Raw genomic sequence first — 26,913 nt, 5'->3', positions numbered from 1 at the left:
TCAGAAGCGCTTTTTCTCTTACTTGGTGTGCGATTTGCCCACAATTCGCCCATGTGCTGCAGGTATGCGCGTCGTCGTCGGCTCGGAAAGCGCGTGTCTGAAACGCTCTTGGCCAAGGGCGAAATCATTCAGTCCAGGGTTGTGTTTCAGGGTTCCAGCGACAAAGTCCTCCGAGTACTTTGTTCGGCCGAGACGGTCGAGAAACCGTTCGAGCACATAGAGCACGTGTGTCTCGTGTGAGTTGAGTCCTTGTTCGCGGGCTAGGGTGGTTAGTTTGGCGCTGGTGGTGGCTGCGCTTGTCACGTGAGGTACTCCAGTGCGGTGCGGAGCGGCCCTTCGGACCGGGGGATCTGACGGGCGATTTCGATGAGCTTCGCGGGACGGGATCCGCGAAGCCGGAGCCAGTTGCGCAGCGCCTCCGTGGCGATTTCGTAGCCGACGTAGCCGCGAAGTCGGAACGCGTCGATGATCGAGCGCTCTGGGCTGTACATGCCGATAGTGACGCTGCTGCCCTCGATCGGTGTCTCGCGACGTTCGATGTTGAACGTCGAAGTATCGAAGGAGTGCCAGTGTACTGACGCGATTGTCTTCGGGTGACTGGTGTTGCGGGGGAGCGCGATGTCGATCCTTTCGGGTATCGCGTCCATCAGGTCGTATCGAGCTAATGCGCTGGTCAGGCAGATTGTGGAGAGAGAGGCCCGTGTTGAGATTTCGATGAGACTCAAGTCGGCGAATGGGGCATCGGTGCGACGATAACGTCCGCGGCCGACACGTTCGATCTCACGAAGGTCGAGCAGCTTCTGCAGGTCTCTGACCTGCAACCCAGCGTTACGGGCTTCAGTAAAGGTAAACGTCTCCGGAGGGAGTGCATCGAGCTTCATGGTCTTCGTTGCATTCCCATTTGCATTATCCTGCATACATATAAGTCTATATGTATATAAAATGAATCACCAGGTCGTCGCGGAAATCCCTAGCAGCGGTACATCGGGCGCATACCTAAAGCTTCTCGATGCTCTCCCTGCCCCAGGAAGCCCTAAAAACAGGCATGAGGCACGAACGACTACGAGACGAGTTTCCGAGACAGACAGCACCCGGACAAATCGGAACTTTCGCCGAACTGTTCCGGGGGGAGCGGGGTGCCTCACAAACCTTTGGTTTTGGAGGCACCGTCAGCGGTTCGAGGTAAGTGGTCGGCTGTTGACGGTTTAAAGGGCGGACGCTTGGAAGGACGTGGGTTGTGTTTCTGGGTGAACCGATCGGTTCGCCTCATCTTTCGGGAATGATGAGGCGAAGTTGACGTTCGAATTGGCGTCCTTGGATGTCGGTCGGAATGATGCGTACGTAGAGATATTCGGCGGTTGGTACCCAGTGGGGTAGTTCGTCGGCGGCGTGGGGCGAGTTGGGGATCTCTTGCCTTACTTTATGGGTCTGCTCGTTCGGGGGTTGCGTGACGCTAGATGAGCCAGCGATATCGCTGTACGAGGGGAAGCTTCTTCCACGCTCGACCGAGGCCCCACGTGTCACCGGCGGAGAGGGCGGCGACGGTGATCAGGGCGAGGGCGTAGATGATGCGGTAGTAAGTCCACGAGGGGGCTGGCGATCCGGGCGTAGAACGGCTTCAGCGGCCCGACGACGGAGGGGCTGTTCAGGAATCCCTGGCTGGGGGTTCCGCCGTTGATCCACGCTTTTGCGGCGGGTGTGGAGTAGCCGAGTCCGAAGCGTTTGCCGATGAAGGCCCAGAAGAAGATGAAGCCCGTAGCGAGTCGGAGTGCCGCGAGGACGCGTCGTCCCGTCGTTGAGGACGCGGCCGGGGTGGCCGCGTCGGCATGGAGGTGGTGTTCCTGGCCGGAGGTGGTGGGGCGTGTGAGAGGTTGCGCAGTCCTGACGTACTCGCTTTCTGTTGAGTGGAGCGGCGGGTTCGGTGGTGCGGCGGGTTGGGTGAAGGGTTCGGTCAGGCGGCGGGCGCGGGCCCGTCGGAGGGGGCGGCGTCGGGGATGGGCAGGAGCCCCTGTTCTGCGAGGGAGGCATTGACGATGTCTTCTTCGAGGATGTCTTCGGCGGTTTCGATGCGGTCGGTTCCGGACACATCGGTCGGGGAGGGATGTTTCATGAGGGGGCTCCTGCCTTCTGGGGTTCGCGGGGCGCCGGAGTGTCCGGCAGTGCTGGTGAGGGTGCCACCGGGTTGAAGCTGGCTTCGTGTGGTTTCTGGTCGGGGGAGCCGTTTCGCCAGGACGGCTTCTTGAAGTGGTAGATCAGGAGTGCGGCGCTGACGAAGACTACGAGCCCGCCAGCGACGAGGGCGACGTAGGTGGTGGGGTCACCGATCGGGAGCTGAGTTGGCGGGAAGAACGAGACGAGTAGAGCGAACGCGACGGCGAGGAATCCGATGCCGGCGACGATCCACATGCCGGGCTTGCCGCCGGGGATCTTGAAGGCGCGGGGGAGGTGGGGTTGGGTGTAGCGCAGCCGAATGGCGGCGGCGTACATGAACATGTACATCACGATGTAGAGGCTGATGGTGACGGTGGAGATGAGGAAGAATGCTCCGCTGACGTCGGCGGTGAACAGGTAGATCGATGACACCGCGGTGACGATGATGGCCTGAAGGATGAGGATGTTCCGTTGGACACCGGCCTTGTTCGTCTTCTGCAGGATCGGCGGCAGTACCCCGTCGTGCGCTGTCGTGAGGAGCGCACGGCTGGGAGCGGAGATCCACGCTAGTGCGCCACTGAGTGCCCCGTAGCAGACGAGGACGGCGAGGATCTGTACGAGCCAGTTCATGTTCCACAGCCCCACGAGCACGGTGCCCATCGCGTCGAACACTCCGGTTTGGAGGACGATGTCGTTGTAGGGCACGAGGCCGGCGACGGCGATGGAGCCGAGGAGGAACACGGCGACAGAGATGCCGGAGGCGAGCAGCATCGCGGCGGGGAAGCCGCGCCTGGGGTTCTTCATTTCTCCGACGTGCACGGCTTGTACTTCGACGCCGGCGAAGAGGAGCATGATGTTGCCGAGGAACGCGAGGGAGCCGAGGCCGGTGAGCAGGGGTAGCAGGCGCGGAGTGCTGTCGCCGTTCACGACGGTCGCGACGGCGGGGTCTGTGGCGGTGGTCCAGCCCATCGCATGCCCGGTCGCTGCCCAGTAGATGAACAGGCCGAGCAGCGCGGCGCCGGGGACGACGGTACCGACGAGGAAGCCGTATTTAGCGATCTTCGCGAGCAGTGCGTTGCCGCGGAGAGCGACGAGGGTCGCGAGCCAGTAGCTGACGATGCAGAACACGCCGACGTAGACGTGTGCCTGCGCGAGCCCTGCCTGGTTCAGGGCGTAGGCGGCTGCTGCTGCGGCGAAGGCGAGTCCGGTGGGGTACCAGACAACGTTCTGGATCCATTGCAGCCAGATGCCGACGAACCCCCAGCGCTGCCCGAACGCTTCACCGATCCACGTGTACACGCCGCCTTTGCGGTTGGAGAACGCGCTGCCGAGCTCCGCAGAGATCAGGGCGGCGGGGACAAGGAAAAGGAGGGTGGCGAAGCCGATGTAGACGAACATGGTGAGTTCTTCTTTGGCCATCACGGGGAGCCCGCGAAGGCTCGTGACGACGGCGGCCGCGGTGAGGAATGCGACCGTCGGTACGGTCATGGCAAGGTTGTTCTTTTTCTTCTTCGATGCGAATGAGGTTCGCTTGGGGCTGCTCATGAGTGCACCAGCTCACTGGGTACCGCGGCGGTTCCGGTGTGGCTGAAGCTAGGGGCTTCGGCCGCGGTGAGGGGACGCGAGGGCGGCCGGTTGTCGAGTTTGGTGATCGCGTTGCCGAGGTCGGCGAGGAGCAGGTCGGCCATGTCTATGCTGAGGCCGTGCCGAACGATGATGCGCTGCACAGTGACAGCCTCCTGGTTCGGTGGGAGGGTGTAGGCGGGCACGAGCCAGCCCCTCGTGCGGAGTTCTTCAGCGAGGTCGAAGAGGTTGAATGAGGACGTTTCTCCGGTGAGTTTCCAGGTGACGGCGGGGATGCCCTCCTGCGGGTTGCCGTCGAAGACGATGTCGAACCGGCCGGTGTTCCGGATGCCCGTGCTGAGGTGCTTCGCGACGGCGTACGTCGCGGACTGTACCTTCCGATAGCCCTCTTTGCCGAGGCGGAAGAAGTTGTAATACGAGGCGACGACCTGTCCGCCGGGGCGGGAGAAGTTTAGGTTGAAGGTCGGCATCGACCCGCCGAGGTAGTTGACGTTGAAGATCAGCTCCTCCGGGAGGTCGGCGGCCTGACGCCAGATGACCCAGCCGCTGCCAAGGGGTGCGAGTCCGGTTTTGTGGCCGGAGACGTTCACCGATTTCACGCGCGGCAGCCGGAAGTCCCACTGGATGTCGGGGGCGCAGAACGGGGCGACGAACCCGCCGCTGGCGGCGTCGACGTGGATGTCGATGTCCAGCCCGGTTCGCAGCTGCAGGTCATCCAGGGCGGCGCTGATGGCGTCGACGTCTTCGAACTTGCCGGTGAAGGTCTGGCCGAACGTGACGACGACGGCGATGGTGTTCTCGTCGCAGAGCGCGAGGGCTTCGGCTGGGGTCATGATGTTGCCGGCGTTCATGGGTGCCTGGCGGAGTTCGATGTCGAAGTAGCGGGCGAATTTCTCCCAGCACACCTGCACCGGACCGCAGACCAGGTTCGGCTGGGCGGTGTCTTTGCCGGCTGCCTGGCGGCGGGCCTTCCACCGCCATTTCGCGGCGAGCCCGCCGAGCATTGCGGCTTCACTTGACCCGGTGGTGGAGGTGCCAATGGTGGTGGCGGCTTCGGGGGAGTGGAAGAGGTCGGCGAGCATGTGGATGCAGCGCGTTTCGAGTTCTGCGGTTTGGGGGTATTCGTCTTTGTCGATGATGTTCTTGTCCAGCGAGTCATCCATCAGTTGGCGGACTTCCGGTTCGACCCAGGTGGTGCAGAACGTGGCGAGGTTCATGCGGGCGACGCCGTCGAGCATCAGTTCGTCTTTCACGAGCTGGTAGACGTCGCGAGGTTCCTGTTCATGTTCCGGGAAGCGGGTCTTGGGGGCCCGGGTGGTCATGGGGGTGGAGGCGAAGATGTCGTCCATCTCGTTGTCGACGACAACGTCGGGGTCTGTGCGTGTCATGGTCCTTCTCGATTCCGGTTGGGGTGTTTCGGGGGTGATGGTGGGCGTCACCAGGCGTAGATGCGGGGGATGATCTGGTCGCGGGGGATCTGGTCGGGCCCTGGGTGCTCGATGACGATGGGTACACCGTCAGGGCCTGGCCGTTCGACGATGTCGAAGCCGTCGACCGTCTGCGCGGTGACGTGGGGTGAGAGTTCCCGGAGAAGCGTTTCGCAGCGACGGAGGTCTTCGAGGGTGTCGGCGCTCCAGATCAGGTATTGGATCCCGATCGCGCCGAGGGGGTGTTCGGCCCAGGACCCCAGTTCTCGGAGGTAGAGCTGGTAGTCACCGGGGCTGACGAGGAGAGCTGCTGAGGTGTCGCGGGCAGTGACGGTGGCTTGCAGCAACTGGGTGTAGAAGTCGACGGACCGGCTTAGGGTTTTCACGAACATCACCGCGGAGGAGAGCTTCACAACAACGCGGCGGAGTCAGGCGTCGTCGTCGTGCATGACGAGGACGGGGCAGTGCGCGTGTTCTGCGCACGCAGTGCTGACAGAGCCGAGCAGGAGGCCGGCGAAACCGCCGTGGCCGCGACTACCGACCACAAGCATCTCGGCGCCCTTGCTCAGTTCGACGAGCACTGCGGCAGCGTTACCCTGCCTGACAACGGGGGTGAACCACTCTGGCGCGGTGCCCTCGAACGCGTCTTTCACTATTTTGTTCATGATCTGTAACGCGTCGGTCTCGGGTGACCAGTCGGTGAAGTTGTAGCCTCCGTATCCGTTGGGGATCTGCCAGGCGACAACCCCCTGCACGGCCGAATTCGACCCGGCCGCGAGGGTCACCGCTTTCCGGAGTGCCGCTAGGGACGAGGGGGAGCCGTCAAGTCCGACAACGATGCGGGTGGTCCGGACGAGGTTGGCCTGTTCGTCGAAGGCGAGGGCGGTGTTGTATTCGTCGGTCGTGACGCCGGTGCCGTCGACGCCGAACCGAGATACTCGTCCGTCGGGTTCTTCTTCACCGATCGGGTGGCCCGTTCGGTCATGCGTTTCGGGTGCCGTGGGGAATGTCATGGTGTCAGATTCGCACCGATCAAAGACCCTCAAATAGGGTCTTTGGTCACAACCCGTGGAACGCTACCGGTCAGCTGGGCAAGTTCACGCGGTGGGACCAATGGCACTACTGATGGGTTGATTCGGCCTGGGTTTAGTTCCGATCTTTAGATAAGGATGGGAACACGATGGCTAGTAAATATGATCCTGAGCTTCGGCAGCGTGCGTTGCGGATGCTTGTTGAGGCACGAGCGGGGTATCCGAGTTTGCATGCGGCCTGTCAGCACGTGGGTGGGCTGCTTGGGGTGTCGCCTGACACATTGCGGGTGTGGCACCGCCGGTACGAGATCGATGCCGGGGTGCGGCCCGGTGTCACGACGGATATGACGGAAGAGAACCGGAAGCTCAAGCGTGAGAATGCTGAGCTGCGGCGCGCGAATGAGATCTTGAAAGCGGCGAGCGTGTTTTTCGCCAAGGAACCAGGCCGCCCCACGACGAGATGATCTGTTTCATTGAAGACGATCTGCTGATTCCCGAGGTGACACGGTTGCACGCGGAGAACTAGGGCGTGTACGGGCGACGGAAGATGCATGCGCTGCTGCGCCGGCAGGGCTGGGATATCGGCCGGGACCAGACCGAACGGCTGATGCGACTCGCGGGAGTCCGCGGTGTCAGACGGTCGAAGAGAGTGTTCACGACGAAATCCGACCCCACCGCCGCCAGGCCCACTGATCTCGTTCAGCGACGCTTCACCGCTGACGGTCCGCGTCGACTCCGGGTCTGTGACGTGACCTACGTCGCGACATGGTCTGGGTTCGCTTATGTCGCGTTCGTCACGGATGTTTACTCCAGACGTATCGTCGGCTGGAACGTCGCGTCGACGTTACGGGCGGACATTCTGCCGCTGCAAGCACTCGATATGGCGGCGTGGGCGGCGGGCGGTAATCTCGACGGGCTCACGCGCCACTCCGATCACGGGTCGAACTACATGGCGATGGTCTACACCGACCGGATCGTCGAGCTCGGTGCGAAACCATCAACAGGAACCGTCGGTGATTCATACGCCAATGCCCTGGATGAGGCGGTGAACGGGCTGTACAAGACCGAACTCGTCAGGCAGCGTGGCCCGTGGCGCACCGTCGAGCAAGTCGAGCTTGCGACCCTCGAATACGTGTGGTGGTGGAACAACCAGCGCCTCCACGGCGAACTCGACATGCGCACACCCATCGAAGTCGAGAACGCGTACTACGCTGACATCAAAGCACCTCCGGTACTGACCCAGTAACGGACAAACCGGTCGGAACTAAACCCAGGCCGAATCATTCGCTTAGTCCAGCGGCCTGCTGGACTAACTCGGCGCGGGTAGCGTGAGCGCATGGTTTCTGAGATTGGATCGGTACCTTCGGACTATCCGCTAGTCCTTGAAGACCTCAAGAGTCGAGTGCGCGCGGCCCGTTTGACGGCGCATCGTCGTGTAAACGCGGAACTGATCATGTTGTACTGGTCAATAGGCAATACCGTCTTGCAACGCCAGATCGACGAGGGGTGGGGTTCTCAAGTCGTCACGCGTCTCGCTGAAGACCTTCGCGCGGAGTTCCCCGCCATGAAAGGGTTCTCGAGATCAAATGTGTTCTACATGCGTTCGTTCGCGGGGGCATGGCCGGACCTTGACCAATTAGTCCAGCAAGCTGCTGGACTATTGCCGTGGGGCCATATCATGGTGATCCTTGACAAGCTCGAGACTCAAAGCGAACGCGACTGGTACGTAGCGAAGGCTGCCGAGCATGCCTGGTCGCGGAACGCTTTGATGAACCAGATCATGAATAGGACGCTGCAGCGCACGGGCGCTGCGCCGTCGAACTTCGCAGGCCAACTCGCGCCGGCGGACTCGGACCTCGCGACCCAGCTTTCGAAAGATCCCTACGTCTTCGACTTCCTCGATCTCACAGACGAGGTCGCCGAACGCGACCTTGAGCAGGCGTTGTTGGACCGGATCGTTGAGACTCTTCGCGAGTTCGGTGCTGGCTTCGCGTTCGTCGGACGACAGGTGCACTTCGATGTTGGCGGCGATGACTTTTTCGTGGACCTGCTCTTTTTTCACACTGAGCAGCTCCGTTATGTGGTCATCGAGCTGAAGATGGGTAAGTTCGAGCCGGGCTATACGGGCCAGCTCGGTTTCTATATCGCGGTTGTCGACGACAAGATGCGCCGGGATTTCACCGACCGACCGGCGGTATCCTGATCTGCGGTAGCCATAACGCCCGCACGGTTCGTTATGCGCTGGGGCAAACCGGATCGCCGATGGCGGTATCCACGTATACCTACGAGTCGTTACCCGCCGACGAGCAGGCGGTCTTGCCGACCGCAGATCAGATCGCCGCCGCGCTGGATTGGCAAGTCACCGATCACTCGGAACAATGACAGATCATTGTGGGAACGGATAATCGCTCATCTTCGACTCGAAGCCCATTTGGCTTGCCCACATCTTGCCCACAACTGAGTGTGACTCCGATCATTCAAACAGCTCTGGAGTGAGTCGAGAAGCCTGTATTTCCGCGGATCTTGCACGGATCCCAATCGCTGCAAGGGTCCAGATTAGAGTTCAAATCCCACCGGTACCGCCATAAAACCCCTAGTCAGAGGCGCTTTTCCCCTCAGTCAGGGCATGATTTGCCCACAATTTAACCACGAGTGCCTGATTAGCGCAGGCCACGTGATGGGCCCCGGAAGAGAACCATGGGGCGGAGTCGGTCTGCTGTCGAGCACCTGCTTTCCATTCTCGCAAGGATTGCGATCCACGCAATCAGATGTTTATCTGCTGTAGTCTTGAGCGATGAGTACCGCGACTTTCACTGACCTTCTTCGCAAGCCCAGGGAGGTTCTGGCCCATATCGATGAAGGCCAGGTTCGTATCACGCGTCGTGATGGTGACGATCTGGTGATTTTGCGCGGCCATGATCTCGACGTACTCCAGAACGGCACGGCTCTGTCGAGTCGGTTGATTCGGGCGATCGGCCGGAACCAGAATAATGTCGTTGCGGCGCTGACCGACTTGTTTGCGTGGACTGCCGAATTTTCACCTGATGAGCTTGCTTTGTATGCGGCTGAGATTGAGCAGTTGGTTTATTCGTCAAGCGAGCTGGGTTCGTACGATCGTTTGTTGCAGGCGCAACAGGAATGGCAGGAGACGGCGTTGGCGTATGCGATGGGCATGAGCCAGGTTGAGCCCATCGAATTGCCAACTGTTCAGGTGCGAGTCGAACGTCCGTAGATGGCCGGGAAGAGAGACATCCCGGTTCCCCGGCCACTCAAAGGCACCGAGTATGAGATCTTCTTTGGCAGCGCCTCTGCTGAGCGGGGCTGGGGTGATCTGAAGGCGGTAGCGAAGAATGCTCTCGCGGATGCTCACGACTACTTACGAGTTCATCCGGCCCTGTTCGACTCTTCCCGGTGCTACCGACTCAAAGGGGACTTGGCCGTCGTAATCGTCGACGGCGTGGAGCTACCGCAGTGGCAGTACAAGGTCACTGACGGCGCCCGCATTTGGTACGTCGTCGACGAGCCCACCGCCAAGCCGAAGAAGCCCGGCCGGGTGATCATCACGAGAGCCGCGACCGGACACCCGAACGAGACGGATTCCGCTAAGAATTTCCGCTAGCCTTCGTGCGGGTAGGCGCTACTCGAGGAAATAGGACAGAATTTTCTCGTCGTTATCCAGGACTCCATCCGAGGCCACTCCGAGCTGCCGCGCAAGCTCGACCGATCCGAGGAAGGCGTCGTCGACATCGGGTGAGAAGCCTCGTTCGAGCACGCCGAGGTAGTCGGACATGCCCGCGTCGAGCTTCTCGATGAGTTCCTGGTATTCGGCGGAGATCTGGTCGTCGAGCAGTCGCTGCTCGCCAAGGTAACGTGCGATCAGTGCTGCTTCTCGCTTCGAGAGAGAGGACGAGACCGCTTTGTACATGACGATGCCGACTGTGTTGCCGATCACGGCGCCCAGGATGGGTACGGGAATGAGCGCCTGTCCAACGAAGGACGACAGAGTGCCGACGGCAGCTTCTAACGAGACGAGCTCGGCGTTCTGAATGAATTCCAGTTCTTCGATCTCGCCGCGGCGGAGCTTGTTGGCCTGTCCCGCGATACCGAAAGCAGCAGTCACGATCGAATTGGCGGCAGCTGCAGACGTTGCGGTGAAGTTAGTGAGTGAATAAATACTCACGCCCCGGACGCCGCCCCTAACGAAGCCGAAGCCGGTCTCCTTCGCGATGCCGATCCACTCATCGGCCGTGAAATCCTTGAGCTTCGTGCCATCCCGCCGCTTCTCGGCCACGGCCAGCACGAGGCTGGTCGCGCCTTCGATGGCGGCGGCGCCAAGCGTGACCTTCGCACCCTGCTTAGCCGACGGCCGACTCTGTTGGTAGGCGTCGTCACGCCGAGACTGGTCGGTGGAGCGAAGGGAGTCCTTTTCCGCGGTCAGCGTCGAGCCGTAGGCGCCTTTTTGCGCTTCGTGGTATTTCAGGGTCGATGGTTCAAGTGACTCGATGCCGACATCGCCGGTCTCGAAGAAGGCGTGCACCCGCTGCCAGCTCGCGAACGACGGGCCGTCGCCGCTACGCGTCAGCAACGTGCTCGCATCCTCGCGCGACAGAGTGTGCAGGCTCTGGATGACCTCGAAGTGGTCGCCGGGAATCTGGTACTTCCCGCCGTTCTTTACGAAGTCGGGATACTTCTGGAGGTGCTCCGCGATCGCGCCAAGTCCGAACCGGCCGCCAGCCGCAACAAACTTCTGCTGAATCTCCACGCCGCCGCGCATCAGGTCCACTGGGCCGTTGTCGTTCACCCACCGATAGGCGGTATCCGCCCCGAGCACTTGCCTCCGAGCGTTGCCGACGCCCACTTCTGCGACCTCGGCGATGAAGCCGTGCATACCCGTCACGCCGCCGCGGTTGGTGACGACCACTTCAAGATCGATCTTCCGGAGCGCCTCGTCAACGCTGGTGAGCGCATCCTGAAGGTTCAGGTCCTGCCGACGGAGGGCGGTAAGCAGGTTGTCCAGCCGGAGCTGGTTGAGGTAATTCACCCACGCAGCGACCGCCTTCTCCTGGCTACGTTTTGTGAGACTCGCTGGATCAGTCATCGTCGGCACCCTGCTCGACGTGCTTGATCAGAAGGGCCGCGGCAGCCTTCGTGTTGTTGACCAGCGCGGCGAGCTGAGATCTCTCGGGCGCAGATAGTACGAGGAAGTCGGCAGCGAAATGACGTAACGCGTCACCGTAACTCTTCATCAGCAGCCCGCGGAGAGTGGCGGTGCGTTGAAGGAGATCATCGATTTTGGCATCCATGCCTCTAACGAGGGCGGTATTACGCTTGACCGCCGAGAGGGCGTGTTGCTTTGTCTCTCGGTTGTCGAACTTCACTTTCGCGAAGAGAAGAATCGAGACGAGCAGTGTTGCGCCGGCGATTGTCCAGCCGATCGGGCCAGCCAATGCGAGCAGTGCTGTGCCTGCAGCGGTTCCGCCGCCACCGGCAGCCAGAGCCCCGCCTCCCAACCAGGCCAGTGCAGCCTGACTGGCTGCTGCCCCAGACAGTGTCGAGATCGCGGTACCGGTGGATGCTGTGCCGAATGTCGTGGCGACCCAGATCGCCACCGTCGGCGCAATGCTCGCTACCGCGGCACCCGCAGCAAAGCCGCCACCGCTGCTGATTGCCGATAAACGTGCCGCGGCGAGTTCCTTGCGAGCGATCTCTTCCGCGTGCAGGAACCGTTTCCGGGCCGCTTGGATCTCGTCGAAGTCGGTGTCGAACGTCTTGGGAGTGTTGGCGATGCTGTTCACTAACAACGCGATCAGTTCGATCAGGTCGGTCGAGCGTTCGCGCTGACGCAGAAGCGACAGGCCCTTATCGCTCATCGCAGTGAAGGCGTCGTTGTACTCCGCGATGGCCCCTTCGTAAGGGTCCGTCTTTTTCGCGGTCAGCTTCTCGACTGTGCCTTTAGCGGCTCCTTTGACGTTGCCGACGTGCCCGACGATCTGCGTTGAAGCGGTTCGAGCGGCTTTACCGACACCGTCGATGGCCCTGCCAACGGCTTCTTTGGCATTGTCCACGTCCAGCGGTTCAACCATCTTGACCCCCGGATGTCTTTGCGGTTCAGCTTCTGGGAAGAGAGTATCGGCGACGGGTGACAGTGTGGGCGCGCTGCACACGACGGACAACTAGATAAGCACTTTTGAGGACATATTGCGGCAAATTATTCGAGAAGAATTGGTTGCCGTGACCGGCCGCAACTTCCAGCGCGACGGACTCGGGCAATGTCCCTCAGCAGCAGCGCCGTTCCATGACCCGACAGCACTACTTTCCGTTCGCCAAGTTGCCGAGCTGCAGGGAACGTCGCTCGACTACGTTTACGATGTCATGAAAAGCGGGGAGCTTCGGGTGATCGAACTCGGCCGCGGTCGCTCTAAGCGACGTGTTACACGAGTCGACTTCGAAAAATTCGTGACGAGCCGGCTGGCCGTTGTCTGAGCGTTTCCTGTGAGCCGCCTGTTAGGCTGAGACCGTCGTCGAGAACTAGCTCGGCGCGCTGCTGAAAGTTGAATCGCCATGAACAATCCTTACAACTGTAAGGCTTGCAACCACGCGTACGCGTCTTCGCTCACCGGGCTGAAGTGCATGAACTACGAGTGTCCCGAATACTTCAAGCCTGTCGAGGACGAGCGCGCTGCGCGCGCCGCGGAGAGACTTATTACTGACGCCTAGGTCAGCGGCGTGGCAACATTCTGGCAACACTTGGTCAGGAAGAACGGGAGTCAACGCCTCATTGTGTGAGTGAAAAAGCCCGTAAATATGCGGAAGCCAGAAGGCGAGGCTCGCCTTCGCGGCCTTGATTTGGGTTCAAATCCCACCGGTACCGCCACGATCAAACCCCCTACGCCCATTTGTCACAAGGATGTAGGGGGTTTTTGTGTGCCCACCCCACCCCAGCCCCCCGTCAGGCCGCCGTCGGAAGCGAGAGGTCGAAACGGCACCCGCCGGGCACGTTCCGAACGCTCACCGAACCGTTGTGGGCCTCGGCGATTCCCCGCACGATGGCCAGCCCGAGCCCTGCGCCACTTGAGTGTGGCTCGGTGAGTGCCGAACCCGGCGTGGCCGCCGTTCCCGCCGAGAGACCGACGGCAGGGGTTCTGGCGGATGCGCCGCGCCAGCCCGGCTCGAACACCCGGGCCAGGTCTGCGTCGGGTATGCCCGATCCACCGTCGATCACCGAGAGCGACGCGTGACCGTCGAAGACATCGGCAGACACAGTGATCGGCGACGCGTGGGGGCTGTGCTGCAGCGCGTTCACGAGCAGGTTTGTGATGGCGCGGGAGAGTTCGCGGGCATCCGCTCGCACCACCACATCGCGGCGGAACGCTGATGCGACTCGTATCTCGCGCCCGGCAGCAAACGACTGAACGTCAGCGACCGCATCGCTGACGATGTCGAACAACGAAACGTCGTCGAGGGTGAGCTGAAGCGTACCCGAGTCGATCTTCGACAGTTCGAAGAGATCGTCGACCATGCGGGAGAGCTGGTCGACCTGCGAACGCATCTGCCGGTAGTAGCGCTGGGTGTCGTCTGCGAGGCCGTCCTCGAGCGACTCCGACATCGCGCGGAGCCCCGCGAGCGGCGTGCGGAGGTCGTGCGAGATCCAGGCCACGAGCTCACGGCGGGAGGCCTCGAGCTGCGCTGTCTGCGCGTGTGCATCGGCCAGACGGGCACTCGCCGAGACGAGCTCGGCGCCGAGTGCAGCGAGTTCGGCGGAGTAGTGGCGGCCCACCTCGTCAACACGCTCGCCGGCGCCGAGCTTGCGTGTGGCGGCTGACAGGGCGCGAGAGTTGCGCACGATCATCCAGCCGAGAAGTGCGGCGAGAGCCAGCGAGACCACGCCCGCGATGGAGGCCACAGCGACAGCGACGGTCAGGTCGTGAGCGGAGAGATACATTGCATTCGCGACGGTGATCATGCTCGCAACAGCTGACAGCGTGACGGCCAGAACCACGACGCACAATTGCGCGAACAGGGATGCGCGGCGCAGTGCGAGAAGGAGAACCGAGGCACAACCACCGATGACGATCGTGGTGACGAAGGCGATCAGGGCGACATCGGCGATGTCAGACAGCAGCATTGGTTCGCACCGCGCCTTCGAGCCGGTAACCGACACCCCACACCGTCGCGAGAACGAGGGGATGGGTGGGATCGGCCTCGATCTTCTCTCGAAGTCTGCGCACGTGCACGGTGACCGTCGACAGGTCGCCGTGCGTCCAACCCCACACCGCTCGCAGCAGCTCTTCGCGGCCGAACACTTGGTTCGGTCGTTTGAGAAAGAAAGCGAGGAGATCGAACTCGCGGGCGGTCAACGCGAGTGCCTCGCCCGCCCGCGCAGCGGTTCGTGCCGACGGGTCGAGGGTGAAGGCGCCGAACACGACCGGTGACTCGACAGCGAATTCGACGATCGAACGGCGCAGTATCGACTGCACGCGCAACACGAGCTCCCGTGGTGAGAAGGGCTTCGTGAGGTAGTCGTCGGCGCCGGCCTCGAGCCCGAGAATTCTGTCTTCTTCTGTTCCGAGCGCGGTGAGCAGGATGACCGGCACCGCCGAGTTCGCTCGAATACGCCTGCACACCTCAACGCCATCGATTCCAGGCAGCATCCTGTCGAGAACAACGAGATCGGGCGGTGTCTGCATCACGCGCTGGAGTGCTGTGAAACCGTCAGCCACCGCATCAACGATGAAACCGGCGGCCCGCAGGTACGTTGCCGCCACCTCTGAGACGGTGGGATCGTCTTCGACGACGAGTACGCGCCGGTCGAGCAAGGCGTGATTGTGCGTCTCCTCCTGCAGTGTGCTCACTCCATCACAGTAGGTGTACGGTCGTCGTCGACCTAGGCATCAACCGCAACCGTTCGCATTCTGTAAGGGTTTCGTGGGCCGCTGGCGTGGCTCACCGGCCTACCGTCACATCATGACAAGCGAAGTCGAGACCTCGGATGTGCTCCTCGCCCGCAGCTGCGGAGGAGACAATGACGCATTCGCGGCCCTGTATGAGCGGTGCTTCGGCCGGGTCTTCGAATCGGTGCGGAGCGTGTTGCGTGACCCTGCCCAGTCGGAGGAGGTTGCCCAGGAGGTGATGCTCGAGGCCTGGCAGAACGGTGCGAAGTTCGATGCCGGGCAGGCTCAGGTGTCGACCTGGCTGGGCGTCATCGCACGCCGCCGAGCAATCGACCGCGTACGTGCCTCGCAGGCGAGTCGCACCCGCGATCTCCGAATCGGCATTCGCGACTGGCAGGAGCACATCGACGATGTGGCGCTCTCTGTCGAAACTCGCCTGCGAGCAGAGGGAGTGTTGCTCGCTCTGCGCGACATTCCAGTGCTGCAGCGACGGGCGATAGAACTGTGTTACTTCGACGACTACAGCCGCGTCGAAGTCGCACGCGCGCTCAACGTGCCACTCAGCACCGCCAATTGGCGTATTCGCGAAGGCCTCACGCGCCTCCGGGCGCTGCTCGCCCCCGACGTCATTCCCGATGAGGCGCGCGCCGATACCAAAAGCCGATAGGTTGCCTACTATCCGGGAGGTTTCCTGGAGGCGAGCTGGGGGACACATTGGCCACTCTGTTGTATGCAATCGGACGATTCTCGGCACGCCGACATTACCTCGTCATCGTGGTCTGGATCGTGCTGCTCGCCGGCGGCGCTGTCGCTTCCAAAGCGGTCGGCGACCACTTTGAGGCTTCGGTGTCGATTCCCGGCACGCAATCGCAGAACGCAAATGACATGCTGGCGGAGCGTTTCCCGGCGCTGAACGATGCGAGCACCAAGGTGGTGTTCGTCGCTCCCGCAGGCACGACGATCGCAGACGATGCAGCAGCCGTCACGGCCGTCTCCGCGCAGCTCGCCAAAATACCCGGGGTGAGCGTCTCTGACCCGTTCAGCTCGAAGGTCTTGTACGCCGTTCAGGTTTCACAAGACCAGCGCACCGCCTACATCGGTCTCACCTACGACAAGGCGAGCACCGCGCTGACGGATGCCGATGCCTCCGCCGTGGCTGCGATCGCTGACACTCTGCAGAGCCACAATCTGACCGTGGCGTACTCGGGGTACCCGCTACCCGCGGCCACCGGTGGCATCTCGGCCCCGGAAGGCATCGGCTTTCTGCTCGCCTTCGTGATTCTGACGATCACCTTCGGTTCACTTCTTGCCGCCGGCATGCCCCTTCTGACCGCTGTCATCGGCGTCTCGATCTCGGGCTCGCTCATCACTCTGCTCGCCTCGGTGCTTCCGCTCTCGTCGACGGCTCCGGTTCTCGCCTCGATGCTCGGCCTCGCCGTGGGCATCGACTACGCGCTCTTCATCGCCTCGCGGCATCGCACGCAGCTGGCGACGGGCATGAAAGTAATCGACTCGATCGCTCTCGCCACGGCTACCGCCGGAAGCGCCGTGGTCTTCGCGGCCCTGACGGTGATCATCGCCCTGCTCGGCCTGTACGTAGTGAACATTCCGTTCCTCTCGGCGATGGGTCTCGGCGCCGCGATCGCTGTGATCGTGGCCATGGCTCTCTCGCTCACGCTGCTGCCCGCGGTTCTCGGGCTCTGCGGCAAGACCCTCATTCCCCGGGCCAACTCACGCGCGGCACTGCGGGGTGCACTCGTTGCAGAGGCCGGTAGCAAGCCGACCCTCGGGTCGCGGTGGGTCACGCTGGTCACCCGGCGCCCGTGGATCGCAGTGGGCGCCGTCATCGTCGGCCTCGGTCTCGTCGCGGCGCCCGCGCTGACGGGCGGGCTCAAGTTCACGATGCCCGACGCCGGTTCGAACCCTGCGGCGTCGACCAGTCGCCAGGCGTACGACATGCTCACCGCAGGCTTTGGGCCGGGAAACAACGGCCCCCTGCTCGTGACGGCAGATCTCAGCGGTGCCAAGAGCACCGACCCCGCGGGCATGGCGGTGGCGTTCACAACCGCCTTCGCCGGCATCTCCGACATCTCATATGCCAGTGCACCGAGCGTGAACCCTGCGGGCAATACGGCGTACCTCGTCATCATTCCGAGCAGTGCCCCCGATTCGGATGCCACGACCACGCTCGTGACATCGGTTCGTGATCGCGCCGCGGCATTCCAGGCGGCGAATGGCTACACCTATGAGGTGACCGGTACGACAGCCGTCAACATCGACGTCTCGCAGAAGCTGGCAGCCGCACTGCTGCCGTTCGGCCTCGTCGTCGTGGGTCTCTGCCTCCTGCTCCTGCTCCTCGTGTTCCGCTCGCTCGCGGTTCCGCTCACCGCAGCCCTGGGATTCCTGCTGTCGCTCGCCGCATCACTGGGCGTCGTCGTACTGGTGTTTCAGAATGGCGTGTTCGCGAGCATCCTGGGCGTGGAGAAGGTGGGGCCGGTCATCAGCTTCCTGCCGATTCTCGTGATGGCCGTTCTGTTCGGCCTCGCCATGGACTACCAGGTCTTTCTGGTTTCGCGCATTCGCGAAGAGTTCACCAATACGGGTGACGCGCGCGCGTCTGTGAAAACTGGGTTCGTGGGTGCCGCCCGCGTGGTCACGGCTGCAGCGCTGATTATGTTCTGTGTCTTTGCCTCATTCGTTCCCGGCCAGGGCCCGGCGCTGCAGCCCATCGCCCTCGCGCTCGCGGTGGGTGTCTTCTTCGACGCCTTCCTCGTGCGCATGACCCTCGTGCCGGCGGTATTGATGCTGCTCGGCGACAAAGCCTGGTACCTGCCGCGCTGGCTCGACCGCATTCTGCCCAACGTCGACATCGAAGGCGAGAAGGTGCACCGGATGCTCGCCGACCGGGCTGCTCGGGCAGCCCTCGACTCGCCGGCTGAACCGGCTGAACCGGCTGCCCCCGAGGCCGACGATCCCCAGGCCGCCCCGGTGGGAGCTGCCCTCTGACGAACAATACGGCTCGCGCAACCGCAACATAGGCTCCGCCCGGGCGGGTTCGTCGACGCGCCCTCTGCCGCTCTGCCGACGTGGGCCCTGTTCATTCGCGACCTGCGCTACAGCGGCGATAATGACGGTGTGGAACTCATATTTGTACACGGCGCTCTGGTGCGCGACGGGCAGTGGTGGTGGCAGCGGAGTGCCGACGTGCTGGAGAACCGCACGGGCATCCGGAGCCGGGCTCTGCTGCTGCCCTCGTGCGGCGAGATCACGCCAGAGCAGACGGCGGGCGGCCTGGCTGCTGACGCGGCGGCGCTGCGAGCCGAACTCGACAGCGTCGATGCGGACGAGGGCGCCATCGTCGTCGGTCACTCATACGGCGGAACAGTGATCGCGGAGGCGGGCCAGCATCCTGCTGTGAAACATCTGCTCTACGTGTCGTCGTACCTGCCGGAGGTTGGCCAGTCGCAGGGCATGATCATGAGCGACGAGGCAGACCCGGTGTCGATCGGCATGAACGACGACGGCACGCTCGGGGTTGCGGGGTACGACGAGGCGTCGTTCGCGGCCCGGTTTCTGCACGATGCAGACGCGCAGGTGAGGCACGAGGCGTGGCAGCGGGTGACGACGCAGGCTGTCGAGGCCTTCATGACGCCGACGAGCCGGGCCGGGTGGCAGAACGTCGATTCGACGTACCTCGTGTGCGGCGACGATCGCAGCACGTCGGTGTCTCTTCAGCGCCTGCACGCGGCACGGGCCACCCGCTCGGCTGAACTGCCCACGGGGCATCACCCGTTTCTGTCCCGCCCTGAGATGGTGGTAGACCACCTGCAGGCGATGCTGCGCTCGGCCTGAGCCGGCCGACGTCATCGGCCGGCTCACTGGTCAGATCGCCGTGGTCTTGGCGCCCAGGGCGACGTCGAATCCGGCGCCGTTCTGGGCCAGGCCCACCAGCAGAATGCCGGCCCATTCGAGGGCGTGGGCCATTCCGATTCCGCCGGCGTCGAGGGCCCGCATGTTGAGGCTTTCGACGAACTCCGCGAAACGTGCTTTCGCCTCGGCGTTGTCGCCGGCGAACAACAGGTCGACGGGCTTGTTTTCGGCGATCACGCCACCGAAGATCGAGTTGAACGCCTTTATGACGTGTGCGCTCCCGGGGGCTGCGGCGGCGATCTGCTGGGAGATCGAGTTGCCCGGGGTGGTCACGACGCCGCTGGCGTCGGCGTTGAACGGGTTGGTGATGTCGACGAGCGTCTTGCCATCGAGAGCGTCGCCGAACTGGGTGACAGCGTCGACTGCGCCGGCGTAGAGAACGGCGACGATGACGATGTCGCCCGCCGGCCGTGCCCCGAAAGTGCCGACGGTGGTTCCATTGCCGAGCTGATCGGCGAGGGCTTTGGCTGTCGCGGTATTGCGGCTCAGAAGCTCGACGGTGTGGCCGTGCTGTACAGCGCGGTTGCCGATGGCGGTGGCCATGTTGCCTGAGCCGATGATGCTGATGGTGGTCATGACGAGTGTTCTTTCCTGGTGCAGTGTCGAGGTGATCGTGCAGTCTGTTCCCTCAACCGGAGGGGTACCTCAGTTTATTCCGGAGGGACCCCTCGGTTTTCGAGGTACATTGACGGAATGAGTATCAGTGACCGTGAGCCGTCTCGGGTGCCTCGGCGCCGCGACGCCAGGGAGAGCCACGACAGGCTCATTTCGGCGGCGCAACGTGAGTTCACCGCCCGAGGCGTGAATGCCTCATTGGAGAGAATCGCACGCGACGCCGAGGTCTCCATCGGCACCCTGTATCGCCACTTCCCGACCCGCCTCGACCTGCTGATGGCCGCGCTTCGGCCTCAACTCGGGCAGTTTCTCGAAGGCGCCACGAGCGCGATGGAGATCGACGATCCGTGGAACGGCTTCGTCTACTACCTCGAGAACCTGTTTCGCGTTCAGGCGGGAGACCGGGGTTTCAACGACTTTCTCTCCCGACGCTTTCCCGGCAATGCTGAGACCGAGCGCATCCACGACCTGATGTGCCAGCAGATCGACGATGTGCTCACCCGGGCTCAGGATGCCGGCGCAGCACGGCCCGACATCACCTTGGCCGACATCGTCAATCTCATCTGGTCGAACGGTCGGATGATCGATGCCACGAACACCACAGCGCCGAACGCGTGGCGGCGTCACCTCTACCTGATGCTCGATGCCTACCGAGCCGAGCGGGCGCATCCGATTCCTGAGCCGCCGATGACAGAGGAGCAGCTGTACGACGCCATGGTGCATCTCAGCGAAGCCAGCTGAAGAGCGAAGCACCCTGAGCGGCGGCGGCGACGCTGTCTGGCTGGTTGCGCTGCAGAATCTAGACCAGCAGCCGGCGTGCGGTAGCCAGCAGATTGGCTACCTCGGGGTATGCCAAGACGTAGGTGACCTTGCTGCCTTTGCGGGCGGCGATGACGACGTTGTTTCGTCGCAGGATGGCCAGGTGGCCCGAGAGGCATGACGATTGCTGATGTTTTCATAGAGCGGCCAACTCACAGCTTCGGATTTCTTGATATGACAAATTTATGAATTCATGATTTTGCAACTTTTTCAGCGTAGGTTGACTGCATGAATCTTCTGCGCGACTTCGACGGCACAGTGATGAGCATGCGCAAAGTCGTTGCGGATTACCCCAAGTTCGCCCGACGAAACAACGGCGACGCCTTCACCGACAACGAAGCAATCACCCTGCTTCGCCAGCGCGAACTCGAGTGGTCGTACGGTCTCGTGCCAGCCAGCAGTTGGCCCGCAGCGAGTACCGCCGAAGAGCGGTTGCTGTCGATCTATGACGTGCTCAACGACTGGTTTCATCGTGACGACTACCAGACGTGCGTCATCATCACGTTGGCCATCGAGATGGCGAGGCAGGGCACGCTCAGTACCGAGAGCCTCGACTACATCGACCACGTTCGTGAAATGATCGGTGCCTTTGCGATCGAGCTGCAACTGAGAGACCCTGTCGGGTTCGCTCTGTCATGGCGCGTGCTGATGAAGGGTGCCATTCTCGCGGCCGTGGACGGCGATATCGACGCGGCATTGCGCGCCAAGAGTATGGCTTACAGCCTCATTCGTCGCCACATTTCGTCGAGCGAATTCGACTATGAGCTCGACTATCAGACCATCGTGCCGTCAGCTGCCCGGGCTGTGGCCGCCGCATCGGCTGTCTCGCCAGAAGCAAAAGAACTCGCGAGTGCGATCGAATGGCTCGAATTCGGTTGACACGCTAGGGCTGAGTCTCAGCGCCGCCGCCCAGCCAGCAGCGTGTGCAGCAGCGGGATGACCGAGGCGATCATCAGTACGGTACCGAGCACCACATCGTCAGAGTGGAGTACAGCCCCGGCGATGAGCAGCACGCCGAACAGTATCGCCGAGATCACCCGCCCGGCGGTGCGCTCGAGCCGGGCGACTCGCCGTTCGAGCGACGGGCTCGTGACCGCGACCGTGCCGTCGTCGAAGCGCGTGAGCAGGGCATCCAGTCGCGTGGGGAGACGCACAACGATGCCAGCCGTCTGAAGCGCCTGCTTCGCGATGTCTTGCACCACATTGCCGCGCTCGTCACGAATGAGCTGCTGTGCGTAGGGTTCGACAGAATCCCACAGGTTGAAGGCTGGGTCGAGAGCGCTGCACACGCCCGAGGTGAGCGACATGGCCCGGATGATCAGCAGAAAGTTCTCGGGCAGCTGAAACGGCAGCGACCGAACGACGTCACCGAACTGCGCGGCGAAATCGCGGAACTCGCGCGGGTCGACCTCGCGCAACTCGGCGAAGCCCATGCCGCCGAACCGGGCGAAGAGCTGTGTCATCGCACGCTCGAGCTCGCTCGTCTCGGCGCTGGGCAGCAGCACACCCACGTCGCGGATGGCGTTGACCAACCCTTTACCGTCGCGGGAGGCGGCGGCGATGAGAAGTTTTCTGAGGCCGCTGCGCGTGTTGGCGGGAACCTCGCCCATCATTCCAAAGTCGATGAACGTGAGCTTCCAGGGGCGCTTGGTGTTGCCGGGGCTGGTACCGCTCTCTGTACCGCTCTCAGCGATGTCGGCGCCGCCCGACTCGACGCTGAGTGGTGTGACGAAGATGTTGCCGGGATGCGGATCGGCGTGAAAGAAGCCGTGCGTGAAGAGCTGGTCGAACATGACCGACGCGAACACCGGCGCAACCTCGGCTGGGTCGATGCCCGCCGCGATGAGTGCATCGGTGTCGGAGATCTTGATGGCGGTGACGTCTTGCAGGGTGAGCACGCGTCGAGTGGTGCGTTCCCACACCACAGCGGGCACGCCAACGCGAGCGTCACCGGCGAAATCGGCCGCAAAGCGCTCGGAGCTGGCCGCCTCGTGCAGGTAGTCGATCTCTTCAAGGCTGGTCAGGGCGAATTCTTCGACGAGCGCGGGCATGTCGACACGGTCGGAGACGAGGCGAACATGGCTGAGCCATCCACCCACCCGGCGAAGTGCGGCCAGGTCGACGTCGATGATCTCGTCGATACCGGGTCGTTGTACCTTCAGTACCACGCCGTCGAGACCGGTGTCGGCCGCGTCGAGCGGGCCGAGCCGAGCACGATGCGCCTGACCGAGGGATGCCGCGGCGACAGGTGTCTCGTCGACGAAGGCGAATGCGCGGGGCAGCGAAACGCCGAGCTCGGCCTCGGCTAGAGCGCGGATGGCCGCGAATGGTACGGGTGGAACCTCGTCTTGCAGCCCTTCGAGCTCGGCCGTGATCTCGGGCGGAAGCACGTCGAGGCGCGACGACATGAACTGCCCAACCTTGATCATGAGCCCGCCGAGGTCGAGCGCGAGCACGTGGAAGCGCTGCGCGAAACGGCGCATCCGTCGTGAGCGGGTTCGCTCGGCAATCTTTGCCAGGCCGATGCGGGGCAGAAACAGTTCGAACCACCACGTGATAGCGAGGTTCCAACCGGCGAAACGGAGGATGCGGCGGTAGCGGGCGCGCGTTGCTCCCGCTGCGGGCGCTTTCAGGACTTGACGATCAGGTGGCACCCCGTCAGTCCTGGGCGAGAATCGAGTAGAGCCTGCGGCGCGTCTCTTCGAGCGCGGACACGGCCTGCTGAACCTGTTCGGGCGTGCCTGTGCGGCCCACCTGGGCTACGGCCTGGGCCAGCTCGACTCCGGCCTTCGGAAGCGCGCCGAACTTGTGGCCCTCATCGGTCGACTCGGTGTTCTCCCACGGAGTCGACGCTGTCGAGCCGGCGACGCTCGCGCGCCCCGCGTCGGTCAGTGAGTACGTCTTGCGACCGTTTGATTCGGCCGCATCGATGAGGCCCTCGTCAGCCAGCAGCTGCAGGGTGGGGTAGACCGAACCGGCGCTCGGCTTCCAGCTGCCGCCGCTTCGCTCTTCGATCTCGTGAATGATCTGGTAGCCGTGCATCGGCTGCTCAGCGAGCAGGGCGAGCACTGCCTCGCGAACATCACCCCGGCCCACTCGGGTTCCGACGCGCTTCTCGAACTTCGCCCGCAGTTGCTCCATGGCCTGCCACATGCCGTCGGTGGGAATGCCGCCGCCGAATGCTCCTGCCGAGAATGAACCAGCCATGATGAACTCCTTCTTTCGACTCTGTATCTCGCAAACCGAATCACTCGCGAACGATACTCAACGATATATAGCGATAGTGGTCAGCGGTAGGGGATTAAGGCGAGTTCCCAGCGTTCGATTCCGGATGCTATGCACTTCTTCAGCGCACACGCTTTTGTTCGAAGGTTGACAGTTAGAACTCAAACAGTTAGTGTTCTGATTATGAACGAACCGAAGGCGAACCTGGGCAGCAGCCTCGAGCTGGTGCGCTGGATCGGATGGGCCCAGCGCAAAGTGGGCGAAGACTGGATCAGGGCTCGCGAACTCAGCCATGAACAGGCTTTTGTGCTCGGTTACCTGGCCCTGAACCCCGGTTCGATTCAGCGAGACATCGCCCAGATCAGTCGCACGAGCCCCGCGAGCGTCACGAGTCTTCTGCAGGGACTGGAGCGCCGCGCTCTCATCGAACGCCGCACCGAGGCGGGCAACGAACGCAGCAAACGCGTGTACGCCACTCCCGCCGGCGTCGACCTCATCGCCGGATTCGAAACGGCGATGGCGGCTGCCGACGACACGATCCTCGCTCCGCTCGACGCGGCCGAGCGAGCCACGCTGCACGCCCTCCTTACAAAGGTGACCGCAGTGCTGCCGCAGCCCACCCGCTAGTCGAGTTTTTCGCGTCTTTCGCCTCCTTCACCGCTCTCTCTTTCCTCTCTCCCTCACTACCTTCGCCGTGCCGGCGTCTGTCGGCGCGCGCTCTCACCTGCCCAGAAAGGAGCAGTCATGAGCTCCACGCATCCTCAACCCACGTCATCCGGTGCCGCTGTCGGTGTTGGCGCCGATGCCGTCGGCACCAACCGTTGGTACCTCTCTGCCGCCCCCATTGTTCGGGCCCTCGTGCACCTGTGTGTGCCGATGGCCGCTGCGATGATCGTTGGCGCTGTCTACAACGTCATCAACGCCGGTTTCATCGGCTCGCTGCACGACGCCACCCTGCTCGCGGCTGTCACCTTCGGCACGCCGCTTCTTGGCCTTGTCATGGCGGTCGGCGGCGTGTTCGGCGTGGGCGGCGGCGCGCTTATCTCGCGGCTGCTCGGCGCCGCAGAGCACGACCCCGCCAAGGCCGGCGAAATCAAACACGTCTCCTCGTTCGCCGTCTGGGGTGCGGCCATCACCGGCGCGGTGCTCGGGGCGATCGGGCTGGTTCTGCTGGGCCCTCTCGTGTCGGTACTTGGGGCGGATGCTTCGGCTGTGCCCGCAACGAGCGCCTACGTCGCCGTCATGCTCGCCTTCGTTCCCGTTCTTGCCGTGGCGTTCTGCCTCGAGCAGATCGTGCGGGCCGAGGGCGCCGCGCGCCAGGTCATGATCGGGCTCATCGCCTCGACCATCGCGAACGTCATCTTCGACGTTCTGTTCATTCTCGTTCTGCACTGGGGTGTGGCAGGCGCTGCGCTGGCGATGGGTCTGTCGAACCTCGGTGTCGTCATTTACTTCGTGGTCTGGTTGCAGGGGCACAGCGAGCACGTGAGCCTCGCGCCGCGGTGGTTCTCGCTCTCGCCGTCGGTCGTCAAGCCGGTCTTCGGCGTGGGCATCGGCGAGCTGCTGCAGTCGGCCTTTCTGATCGTCACCTCGCTGGTGCTCAACAATCTGGCCGTGGCTTACGGCGACAGTGCGCTCGCCGCGATGGGCGTGGCCGTGCGAATTGCACAGGTACCGGAGTTTCTGGTGATGGGTGTCACGTTGGGCGTGCTGCCGCTTCTCGCCTACTCGTATGGCAAGGGTGACCGGGCGCGGCTCCGCTCAGCGCTGCGGGTGTCGGCAATGACGGTCGGCGGTGTTGTGCTGATCTCAGCCGTCACGGTCTTCATATTTCGAGATCAAGTGTTCTCCGCCTTCGTTTCAGACCCGTCAGTGCTCGCGATCGGCGTGACCATTCTTACCGCTCAGCTCGTGGCCATGATCGTCAACGGATTCACGGGCCTCATCACGTCTCTGTTCCAAGCGGCCGGGCGGTCTGTAGCGGCCATCATCATGTCGATGTCACAGGGTGTGCTGTTCATCCCGATCGTGCTCATCGGCAACCTCTGGTTCGGGTTGGCCGGCATCATCTGGTCGCTCACCGTCTCCGAGGGCATCGTCTTTCTGATCGGTGTGATCATGTGGCTCGCCTCGCGGGCCTCCATCGACCGGGGCCTCGCCGAGGGTAGCCTCGAGCGCGCCGAGCAGGCACTCGAGCCGGCCGACGCGTAACGACTTGGCATAGGTAGGGTGGGGCGATGCATGCAGAATTCGATGAATCTGAAGCTCTTCGCTCCCGCATCAGGGTTCTTGAGGCCATCGGTCGGGCGCAGAGCCGAATCGGCGAGGTCGTCGCGCTCGCCGCAGTGACTGGCAATCGGGACGACCTGTGCCGGATGCTCGCCCAGATGCTGGATATCACAGAAGAGACAGCGCACGTCGTCGCGATCATGAGTTTGGAACGGCTCGCGACGCCCTACAGTATGGCGCGCATCAGCGAAGAACTCGCGGAGCTGAGGAGCATGCCCAACCCGCCCGAACAGGCTCGGTGATTGGGCCCGGTGTGGCAAAGGTAGGCACCGTCAGGTTGTGTATGGTCGTGGTTGTCTGACCCATGGTGGTAATGGTGTTGTGGGCAAGGGTCCGCGTCGTCTTGATCTGATTTGGGAGCATGGTCTGGGTGTTTGTTCCCAGTCGATGCTTTTCGGTGGGATCAGCACCGGTACGCCGTTCTGCATGGCAAGTTTCCACTCGGATGAGTGCACATGTGTGTGGTGAAAGTGGCACAGCAGGGCCCCGTTGTCGATGTCTGTGCGGCCGGGGGCGAAGGTGTGGTGTTTCCAGTCGTCGACGTGGTGGCTTTCGCACCAGGCCGGGCCTCGGTCGCAGCCCGGCCACACACACCCGCCGTCTCGTGCGGCCATAGCGGCCCGTTGCGCGGTCGTGAAGAGGCGTTTCGTTTTCCCGTGCCGCAACACTTCCCCATGGGTACCGAACACGGTGGTCGTGATGTCGCCGTGGCAGAGGATCTGTTCGACGCTGGACATCGGGACCGGGTCAACAATCCCATCAACCCACCCCACCCCGTGACCGGCAGTGAGGTCATCAAGTTCGACGCGGATGTTCAGTACCGGGGCGGCACCATTGATACGGGGCGCACCAGTCAGGCCTGCCGCGACGGTCAGGAGGTCATAGAACCGGTCGAAGACGAACTGCTCACCCGTACGTACGTCTTTGGTGATCTCGTCGCTTGGTTCACCG

Annotated in this window: 28 protein-coding genes and 1 pseudogene; 14 read left to right on the top strand and 15 right to left on the bottom strand. The window is 62.8% G+C overall.

From position 1 onward, the window contains the following. Positions 1 to 18: 18 nt before the first annotated feature. From QN358_RS06440 to QN358_RS06410, 7 genes are all read right to left on the bottom strand, one after another. Positions 19 to 303 carry a hypothetical protein gene (locus tag QN358_RS06440; RefSeq protein WP_323511898.1) on the bottom strand — a complete coding sequence of 95 codons (285 nt, stop codon included), beginning with the start codon at positions 301 to 303 and terminating at the stop codon, positions 19 to 21. Continuing rightward, entirely contained in the window at positions 300 to 881 is a 582-nt protein-coding gene (locus QN358_RS06435; protein WP_323511897.1) for a hypothetical protein, read from the bottom strand. The genes QN358_RS06440 and QN358_RS06435 overlap by 4 nt, the downstream gene beginning before the upstream one ends. 1,070 nt (positions 882 to 1,951) lie before the next feature. After that, complete coding sequence (locus tag QN358_RS06430; RefSeq protein ID WP_323511896.1) at positions 1,952 to 2,110, bottom strand: hypothetical protein; 159 nt, start codon at positions 2,108 to 2,110, stop codon at positions 1,952 to 1,954. Continuing rightward, a complete protein-coding gene (locus tag QN358_RS06425) occupies positions 2,107 to 3,639 on the bottom strand; it encodes an amino acid permease (protein WP_323511895.1) in 1,533 nt (510 codons plus the stop codon). Before QN358_RS06425 ends, QN358_RS06430 begins: the two co-directional genes overlap by 4 nt. Positions 3,640 to 3,692: 53 nt before the next feature. Beyond that, positions 3,693 to 5,123, bottom strand: a complete 1,431-nt coding sequence (locus tag QN358_RS06420; RefSeq protein WP_136640640.1) for a glutamate decarboxylase — start codon at positions 5,121 to 5,123, stop codon at positions 3,693 to 3,695. Between the two features lie 47 nt (positions 5,124 to 5,170). Continuing rightward, a complete protein-coding gene (locus QN358_RS06415) occupies positions 5,171 to 5,554 on the bottom strand; it encodes a VOC family protein (protein WP_237280218.1) in 384 nt (127 codons plus the stop codon). Positions 5,555 to 5,590: 36 nt separating this feature from the next. After that, the gene (locus tag QN358_RS06410; RefSeq protein ID WP_136640642.1) at positions 5,591 to 6,175 is read right to left on the bottom strand and encodes a universal stress protein; all 585 of its coding nucleotides are present in this window, start codon (positions 6,173 to 6,175) and stop codon (positions 5,591 to 5,593) included. Positions 6,176 to 6,342: 167 nt separating this feature from the next. On the opposite strand from QN358_RS06410, the gene QN358_RS18855 reads away from it, so the two are divergent. The 5 genes and pseudogenes from QN358_RS18855 (at position 6,343) to QN358_RS06390 (ending at position 9,812) form a co-directional block, all read left to right on the top strand. Then, positions 6,343 to 6,657, top strand: coding sequence for a transposase (locus tag QN358_RS18855; RefSeq protein WP_416351961.1), 315 nt, complete (start codon positions 6,343 to 6,345; stop codon positions 6,655 to 6,657). A 65-nt stretch (positions 6,658 to 6,722) separates the two neighbouring features. Further along, entirely contained in the window at positions 6,723 to 7,439 is a 717-nt protein-coding gene (locus tag QN358_RS06405) for an IS3 family transposase (RefSeq protein WP_416351960.1), read from the top strand. A 90-nt stretch (positions 7,440 to 7,529) separates the two neighbouring features. Then, positions 7,530 to 8,575, top strand: a pseudogene (locus QN358_RS06400) (PDDEXK nuclease domain-containing protein). A 412-nt stretch (positions 8,576 to 8,987) separates the two neighbouring features. After that, complete coding sequence (locus QN358_RS06395) at positions 8,988 to 9,425, top strand: hypothetical protein (RefSeq protein ID WP_136640643.1); 438 nt, start codon at positions 8,988 to 8,990, stop codon at positions 9,423 to 9,425. Then, positions 9,426 to 9,812, top strand: coding sequence for a hypothetical protein (locus tag QN358_RS06390; RefSeq protein ID WP_201799204.1), 387 nt, complete (start codon positions 9,426 to 9,428; stop codon positions 9,810 to 9,812). An 18-nt stretch (positions 9,813 to 9,830) separates the two neighbouring features. On the opposite strand, the gene QN358_RS06385 is transcribed toward QN358_RS06390, so the two are convergent. Both QN358_RS06385 and QN358_RS06380 read right to left on the bottom strand, forming a co-directional pair. After that, entirely contained in the window at positions 9,831 to 11,291 is a 1,461-nt protein-coding gene (locus QN358_RS06385; RefSeq protein ID WP_136640644.1) for a hypothetical protein, read from the bottom strand. Then, the gene (locus QN358_RS06380; RefSeq protein WP_323511893.1) at positions 11,284 to 12,357 is read right to left on the bottom strand and encodes a hypothetical protein; all 1,074 of its coding nucleotides are present in this window, start codon (positions 12,355 to 12,357) and stop codon (positions 11,284 to 11,286) included. The genes QN358_RS06385 and QN358_RS06380 overlap by 8 nt, the downstream gene beginning before the upstream one ends. A gap of 67 nt (positions 12,358 to 12,424) precedes the next feature. Between QN358_RS06380 and QN358_RS06375 the strand changes: the two genes are divergently transcribed. Further along, positions 12,425 to 12,676, top strand: coding sequence for a helix-turn-helix domain-containing protein (locus tag QN358_RS06375; protein WP_323511892.1), 252 nt, complete (start codon positions 12,425 to 12,427; stop codon positions 12,674 to 12,676). 466 nt (positions 12,677 to 13,142) lie between these two features. Here QN358_RS06375 and QN358_RS06370 read toward each other — a convergent pair whose 3' ends face one another. After that, complete coding sequence (locus QN358_RS06370) at positions 13,143 to 14,318, bottom strand: HAMP domain-containing sensor histidine kinase (protein WP_323511891.1); 1,176 nt, start codon at positions 14,316 to 14,318, stop codon at positions 13,143 to 13,145. Next, positions 14,305 to 15,045 (bottom strand): response regulator transcription factor, encoded by a 741-nt coding sequence (locus QN358_RS06365; protein WP_323511890.1) that lies wholly within the window; start codon positions 15,043 to 15,045, stop codon positions 14,305 to 14,307. Before QN358_RS06365 ends, QN358_RS06370 begins: the two co-directional genes overlap by 14 nt. Positions 15,046 to 15,157: 112 nt before the next feature. Between QN358_RS06365 and QN358_RS06360 the strand changes: the two genes are divergently transcribed. The 3 genes from QN358_RS06360 to QN358_RS06350 all read left to right on the top strand — a co-directional run bounded on the left by QN358_RS06360 (position 15,158) and on the right by QN358_RS06350 (position 18,936). Next, entirely contained in the window at positions 15,158 to 15,751 is a 594-nt protein-coding gene (locus tag QN358_RS06360; protein WP_323511889.1) for a sigma-70 family RNA polymerase sigma factor, read from the top strand. 59 nt (positions 15,752 to 15,810) lie between these two features. Continuing rightward, a complete protein-coding gene (locus tag QN358_RS06355) occupies positions 15,811 to 18,090 on the top strand; it encodes an MMPL family transporter (protein WP_323511888.1) in 2,280 nt (759 codons plus the stop codon). A 129-nt stretch (positions 18,091 to 18,219) separates the two neighbouring features. Then, positions 18,220 to 18,936: an alpha/beta hydrolase gene (locus QN358_RS06350; protein WP_136640651.1), complete on the top strand. Its 717-nt coding sequence runs from the start codon at positions 18,220 to 18,222 to the stop codon at positions 18,934 to 18,936. A 30-nt stretch (positions 18,937 to 18,966) separates the two neighbouring features. Here QN358_RS06350 and QN358_RS06345 read toward each other — a convergent pair whose 3' ends face one another. Further along, on the bottom strand, positions 18,967 to 19,590 hold the full coding sequence (locus QN358_RS06345) for an NADPH-dependent F420 reductase (protein ID WP_136640652.1): 624 nt from the start codon (positions 19,588 to 19,590) through the stop codon (positions 18,967 to 18,969). 117 nt (positions 19,591 to 19,707) lie between these two features. Here QN358_RS06345 and QN358_RS06340 point away from each other — a divergent pair, with 117 nt between their 5' ends. Both QN358_RS06340 and QN358_RS06335 read left to right on the top strand, forming a co-directional pair. Beyond that, the gene (locus QN358_RS06340; protein ID WP_136640653.1) at positions 19,708 to 20,370 is read left to right on the top strand and encodes a TetR/AcrR family transcriptional regulator; all 663 of its coding nucleotides are present in this window, start codon (positions 19,708 to 19,710) and stop codon (positions 20,368 to 20,370) included. Between the two features lie 306 nt (positions 20,371 to 20,676). Further along, a complete protein-coding gene (locus QN358_RS06335) occupies positions 20,677 to 21,327 on the top strand; it encodes a hypothetical protein (RefSeq protein WP_136640654.1) in 651 nt (216 codons plus the stop codon). Between the two features lie 17 nt (positions 21,328 to 21,344). Here the strand turns inward: QN358_RS06335 and QN358_RS06330 are convergent, their stop codons facing one another. Further along, the gene (locus QN358_RS06330; protein ID WP_136640655.1) at positions 21,345 to 23,102 is read right to left on the bottom strand and encodes an ABC1 kinase family protein; all 1,758 of its coding nucleotides are present in this window, start codon (positions 23,100 to 23,102) and stop codon (positions 21,345 to 21,347) included. Positions 23,103 to 23,106: 4 nt separating this feature from the next. Next, entirely contained in the window at positions 23,107 to 23,655 is a 549-nt protein-coding gene (locus QN358_RS06325) for a PadR family transcriptional regulator (RefSeq protein ID WP_136640656.1), read from the bottom strand. 201 nt (positions 23,656 to 23,856) lie between these two features. On the opposite strand from QN358_RS06325, the gene QN358_RS06320 reads away from it, so the two are divergent. From QN358_RS06320 to QN358_RS06310, 3 genes are all read left to right on the top strand, one after another. Further along, the gene (locus tag QN358_RS06320) at positions 23,857 to 24,300 is read left to right on the top strand and encodes a MarR family winged helix-turn-helix transcriptional regulator (protein ID WP_136640657.1); all 444 of its coding nucleotides are present in this window, start codon (positions 23,857 to 23,859) and stop codon (positions 24,298 to 24,300) included. Between the two features lie 117 nt (positions 24,301 to 24,417). Then, positions 24,418 to 25,884 (top strand): MATE family efflux transporter, encoded by a 1,467-nt coding sequence (locus QN358_RS06315; RefSeq protein WP_323511887.1) that lies wholly within the window; start codon positions 24,418 to 24,420, stop codon positions 25,882 to 25,884. A gap of 26 nt (positions 25,885 to 25,910) precedes the next feature. Continuing rightward, on the top strand, positions 25,911 to 26,204 hold the full coding sequence (locus QN358_RS06310; RefSeq protein ID WP_323511886.1) for a hypothetical protein: 294 nt from the start codon (positions 25,911 to 25,913) through the stop codon (positions 26,202 to 26,204). A 30-nt stretch (positions 26,205 to 26,234) separates the two neighbouring features. Here the strand turns inward: QN358_RS06310 and QN358_RS18850 are convergent, their stop codons facing one another. Further along, positions 26,235 to 26,894 carry a DUF222 domain-containing protein gene (locus QN358_RS18850; RefSeq protein WP_416351964.1) on the bottom strand — a complete coding sequence of 220 codons (660 nt, stop codon included), beginning with the start codon at positions 26,892 to 26,894 and terminating at the stop codon, positions 26,235 to 26,237. Positions 26,895 to 26,913 lie beyond the last annotated feature (19 nt).

It is taken from the genome of Subtercola sp. RTI3 (assembly GCF_035018625.1).
Taxonomy (GTDB): Bacteria; Actinomycetota; Actinomycetes; order Actinomycetales; family Microbacteriaceae; genus Subtercola; species Subtercola vilae.
Note: the sequence above shows the minus strand (reverse complement) of the source record. Positions and strands in the feature narration are given on the sequence as shown.

Excerpts from the sequence above, each read along its gene's own strand:
- QN358_RS06325 (WP_136640656.1), bottom strand. The coding sequence starts at position 23,655 with ATGGCTGGTTCATTCTCGGCAGGAGCATTCGGCGGCGGCATTCCCACC.
- QN358_RS06435 (WP_323511897.1), bottom strand. The coding sequence starts at position 881 with ATGAAGCTCGATGCACTCCCTCCGGAGACGTTTACCTTTACTGAAGCC.
- QN358_RS06340 (WP_136640653.1), top strand. The coding sequence starts at position 19,708 with ATGAGTATCAGTGACCGTGAGCCGTCTCGGGTGCCTCGGCGCCGCGAC.
- QN358_RS06310 (WP_323511886.1), top strand. The coding sequence starts at position 25,911 with ATGCATGCAGAATTCGATGAATCTGAAGCTCTTCGCTCCCGCATCAGG.
- QN358_RS06415 (WP_237280218.1), bottom strand. The coding sequence starts at position 5,554 with ATGTTCGTGAAAACCCTAAGCCGGTCCGTCGACTTCTACACCCAGTTG.
- QN358_RS06430 (WP_323511896.1), bottom strand. The coding sequence starts at position 2,110 with ATGAAACATCCCTCCCCGACCGATGTGTCCGGAACCGACCGCATCGAA.
- QN358_RS18855 (WP_416351961.1), top strand. The coding sequence starts at position 6,343 with ATGGCTAGTAAATATGATCCTGAGCTTCGGCAGCGTGCGTTGCGGATG.
- QN358_RS06395 (WP_136640643.1), top strand. The coding sequence starts at position 8,988 with ATGAGTACCGCGACTTTCACTGACCTTCTTCGCAAGCCCAGGGAGGTT.
- QN358_RS06410 (WP_136640642.1), bottom strand. The coding sequence starts at position 6,175 with ATGACATTCCCCACGGCACCCGAAACGCATGACCGAACGGGCCACCCG.
- QN358_RS06345 (WP_136640652.1), bottom strand. The coding sequence starts at position 19,590 with ATGACCACCATCAGCATCATCGGCTCAGGCAACATGGCCACCGCCATC.
- QN358_RS06320 (WP_136640657.1), top strand. The coding sequence starts at position 23,857 with ATGAACGAACCGAAGGCGAACCTGGGCAGCAGCCTCGAGCTGGTGCGC.
- QN358_RS06390 (WP_201799204.1), top strand. The coding sequence starts at position 9,426 with ATGGCCGGGAAGAGAGACATCCCGGTTCCCCGGCCACTCAAAGGCACC.
- QN358_RS06370 (WP_323511891.1), bottom strand. The coding sequence starts at position 14,318 with ATGCTGCTGTCTGACATCGCCGATGTCGCCCTGATCGCCTTCGTCACC.
- QN358_RS06315 (WP_323511887.1), top strand. The coding sequence starts at position 24,418 with ATGAGCTCCACGCATCCTCAACCCACGTCATCCGGTGCCGCTGTCGGT.
- QN358_RS06360 (WP_323511889.1), top strand. The coding sequence starts at position 15,158 with ATGACAAGCGAAGTCGAGACCTCGGATGTGCTCCTCGCCCGCAGCTGC.
- QN358_RS06420 (WP_136640640.1), bottom strand. The coding sequence starts at position 5,123 with ATGACACGCACAGACCCCGACGTTGTCGTCGACAACGAGATGGACGAC.
- QN358_RS06425 (WP_323511895.1), bottom strand. The coding sequence starts at position 3,639 with ATGACCGTACCGACGGTCGCATTCCTCACCGCGGCCGCCGTCGTCACG.
- QN358_RS06335 (WP_136640654.1), top strand. The coding sequence starts at position 20,677 with ATGAATCTTCTGCGCGACTTCGACGGCACAGTGATGAGCATGCGCAAA.
- QN358_RS06385 (WP_136640644.1), bottom strand. The coding sequence starts at position 11,291 with ATGACTGATCCAGCGAGTCTCACAAAACGTAGCCAGGAGAAGGCGGTC.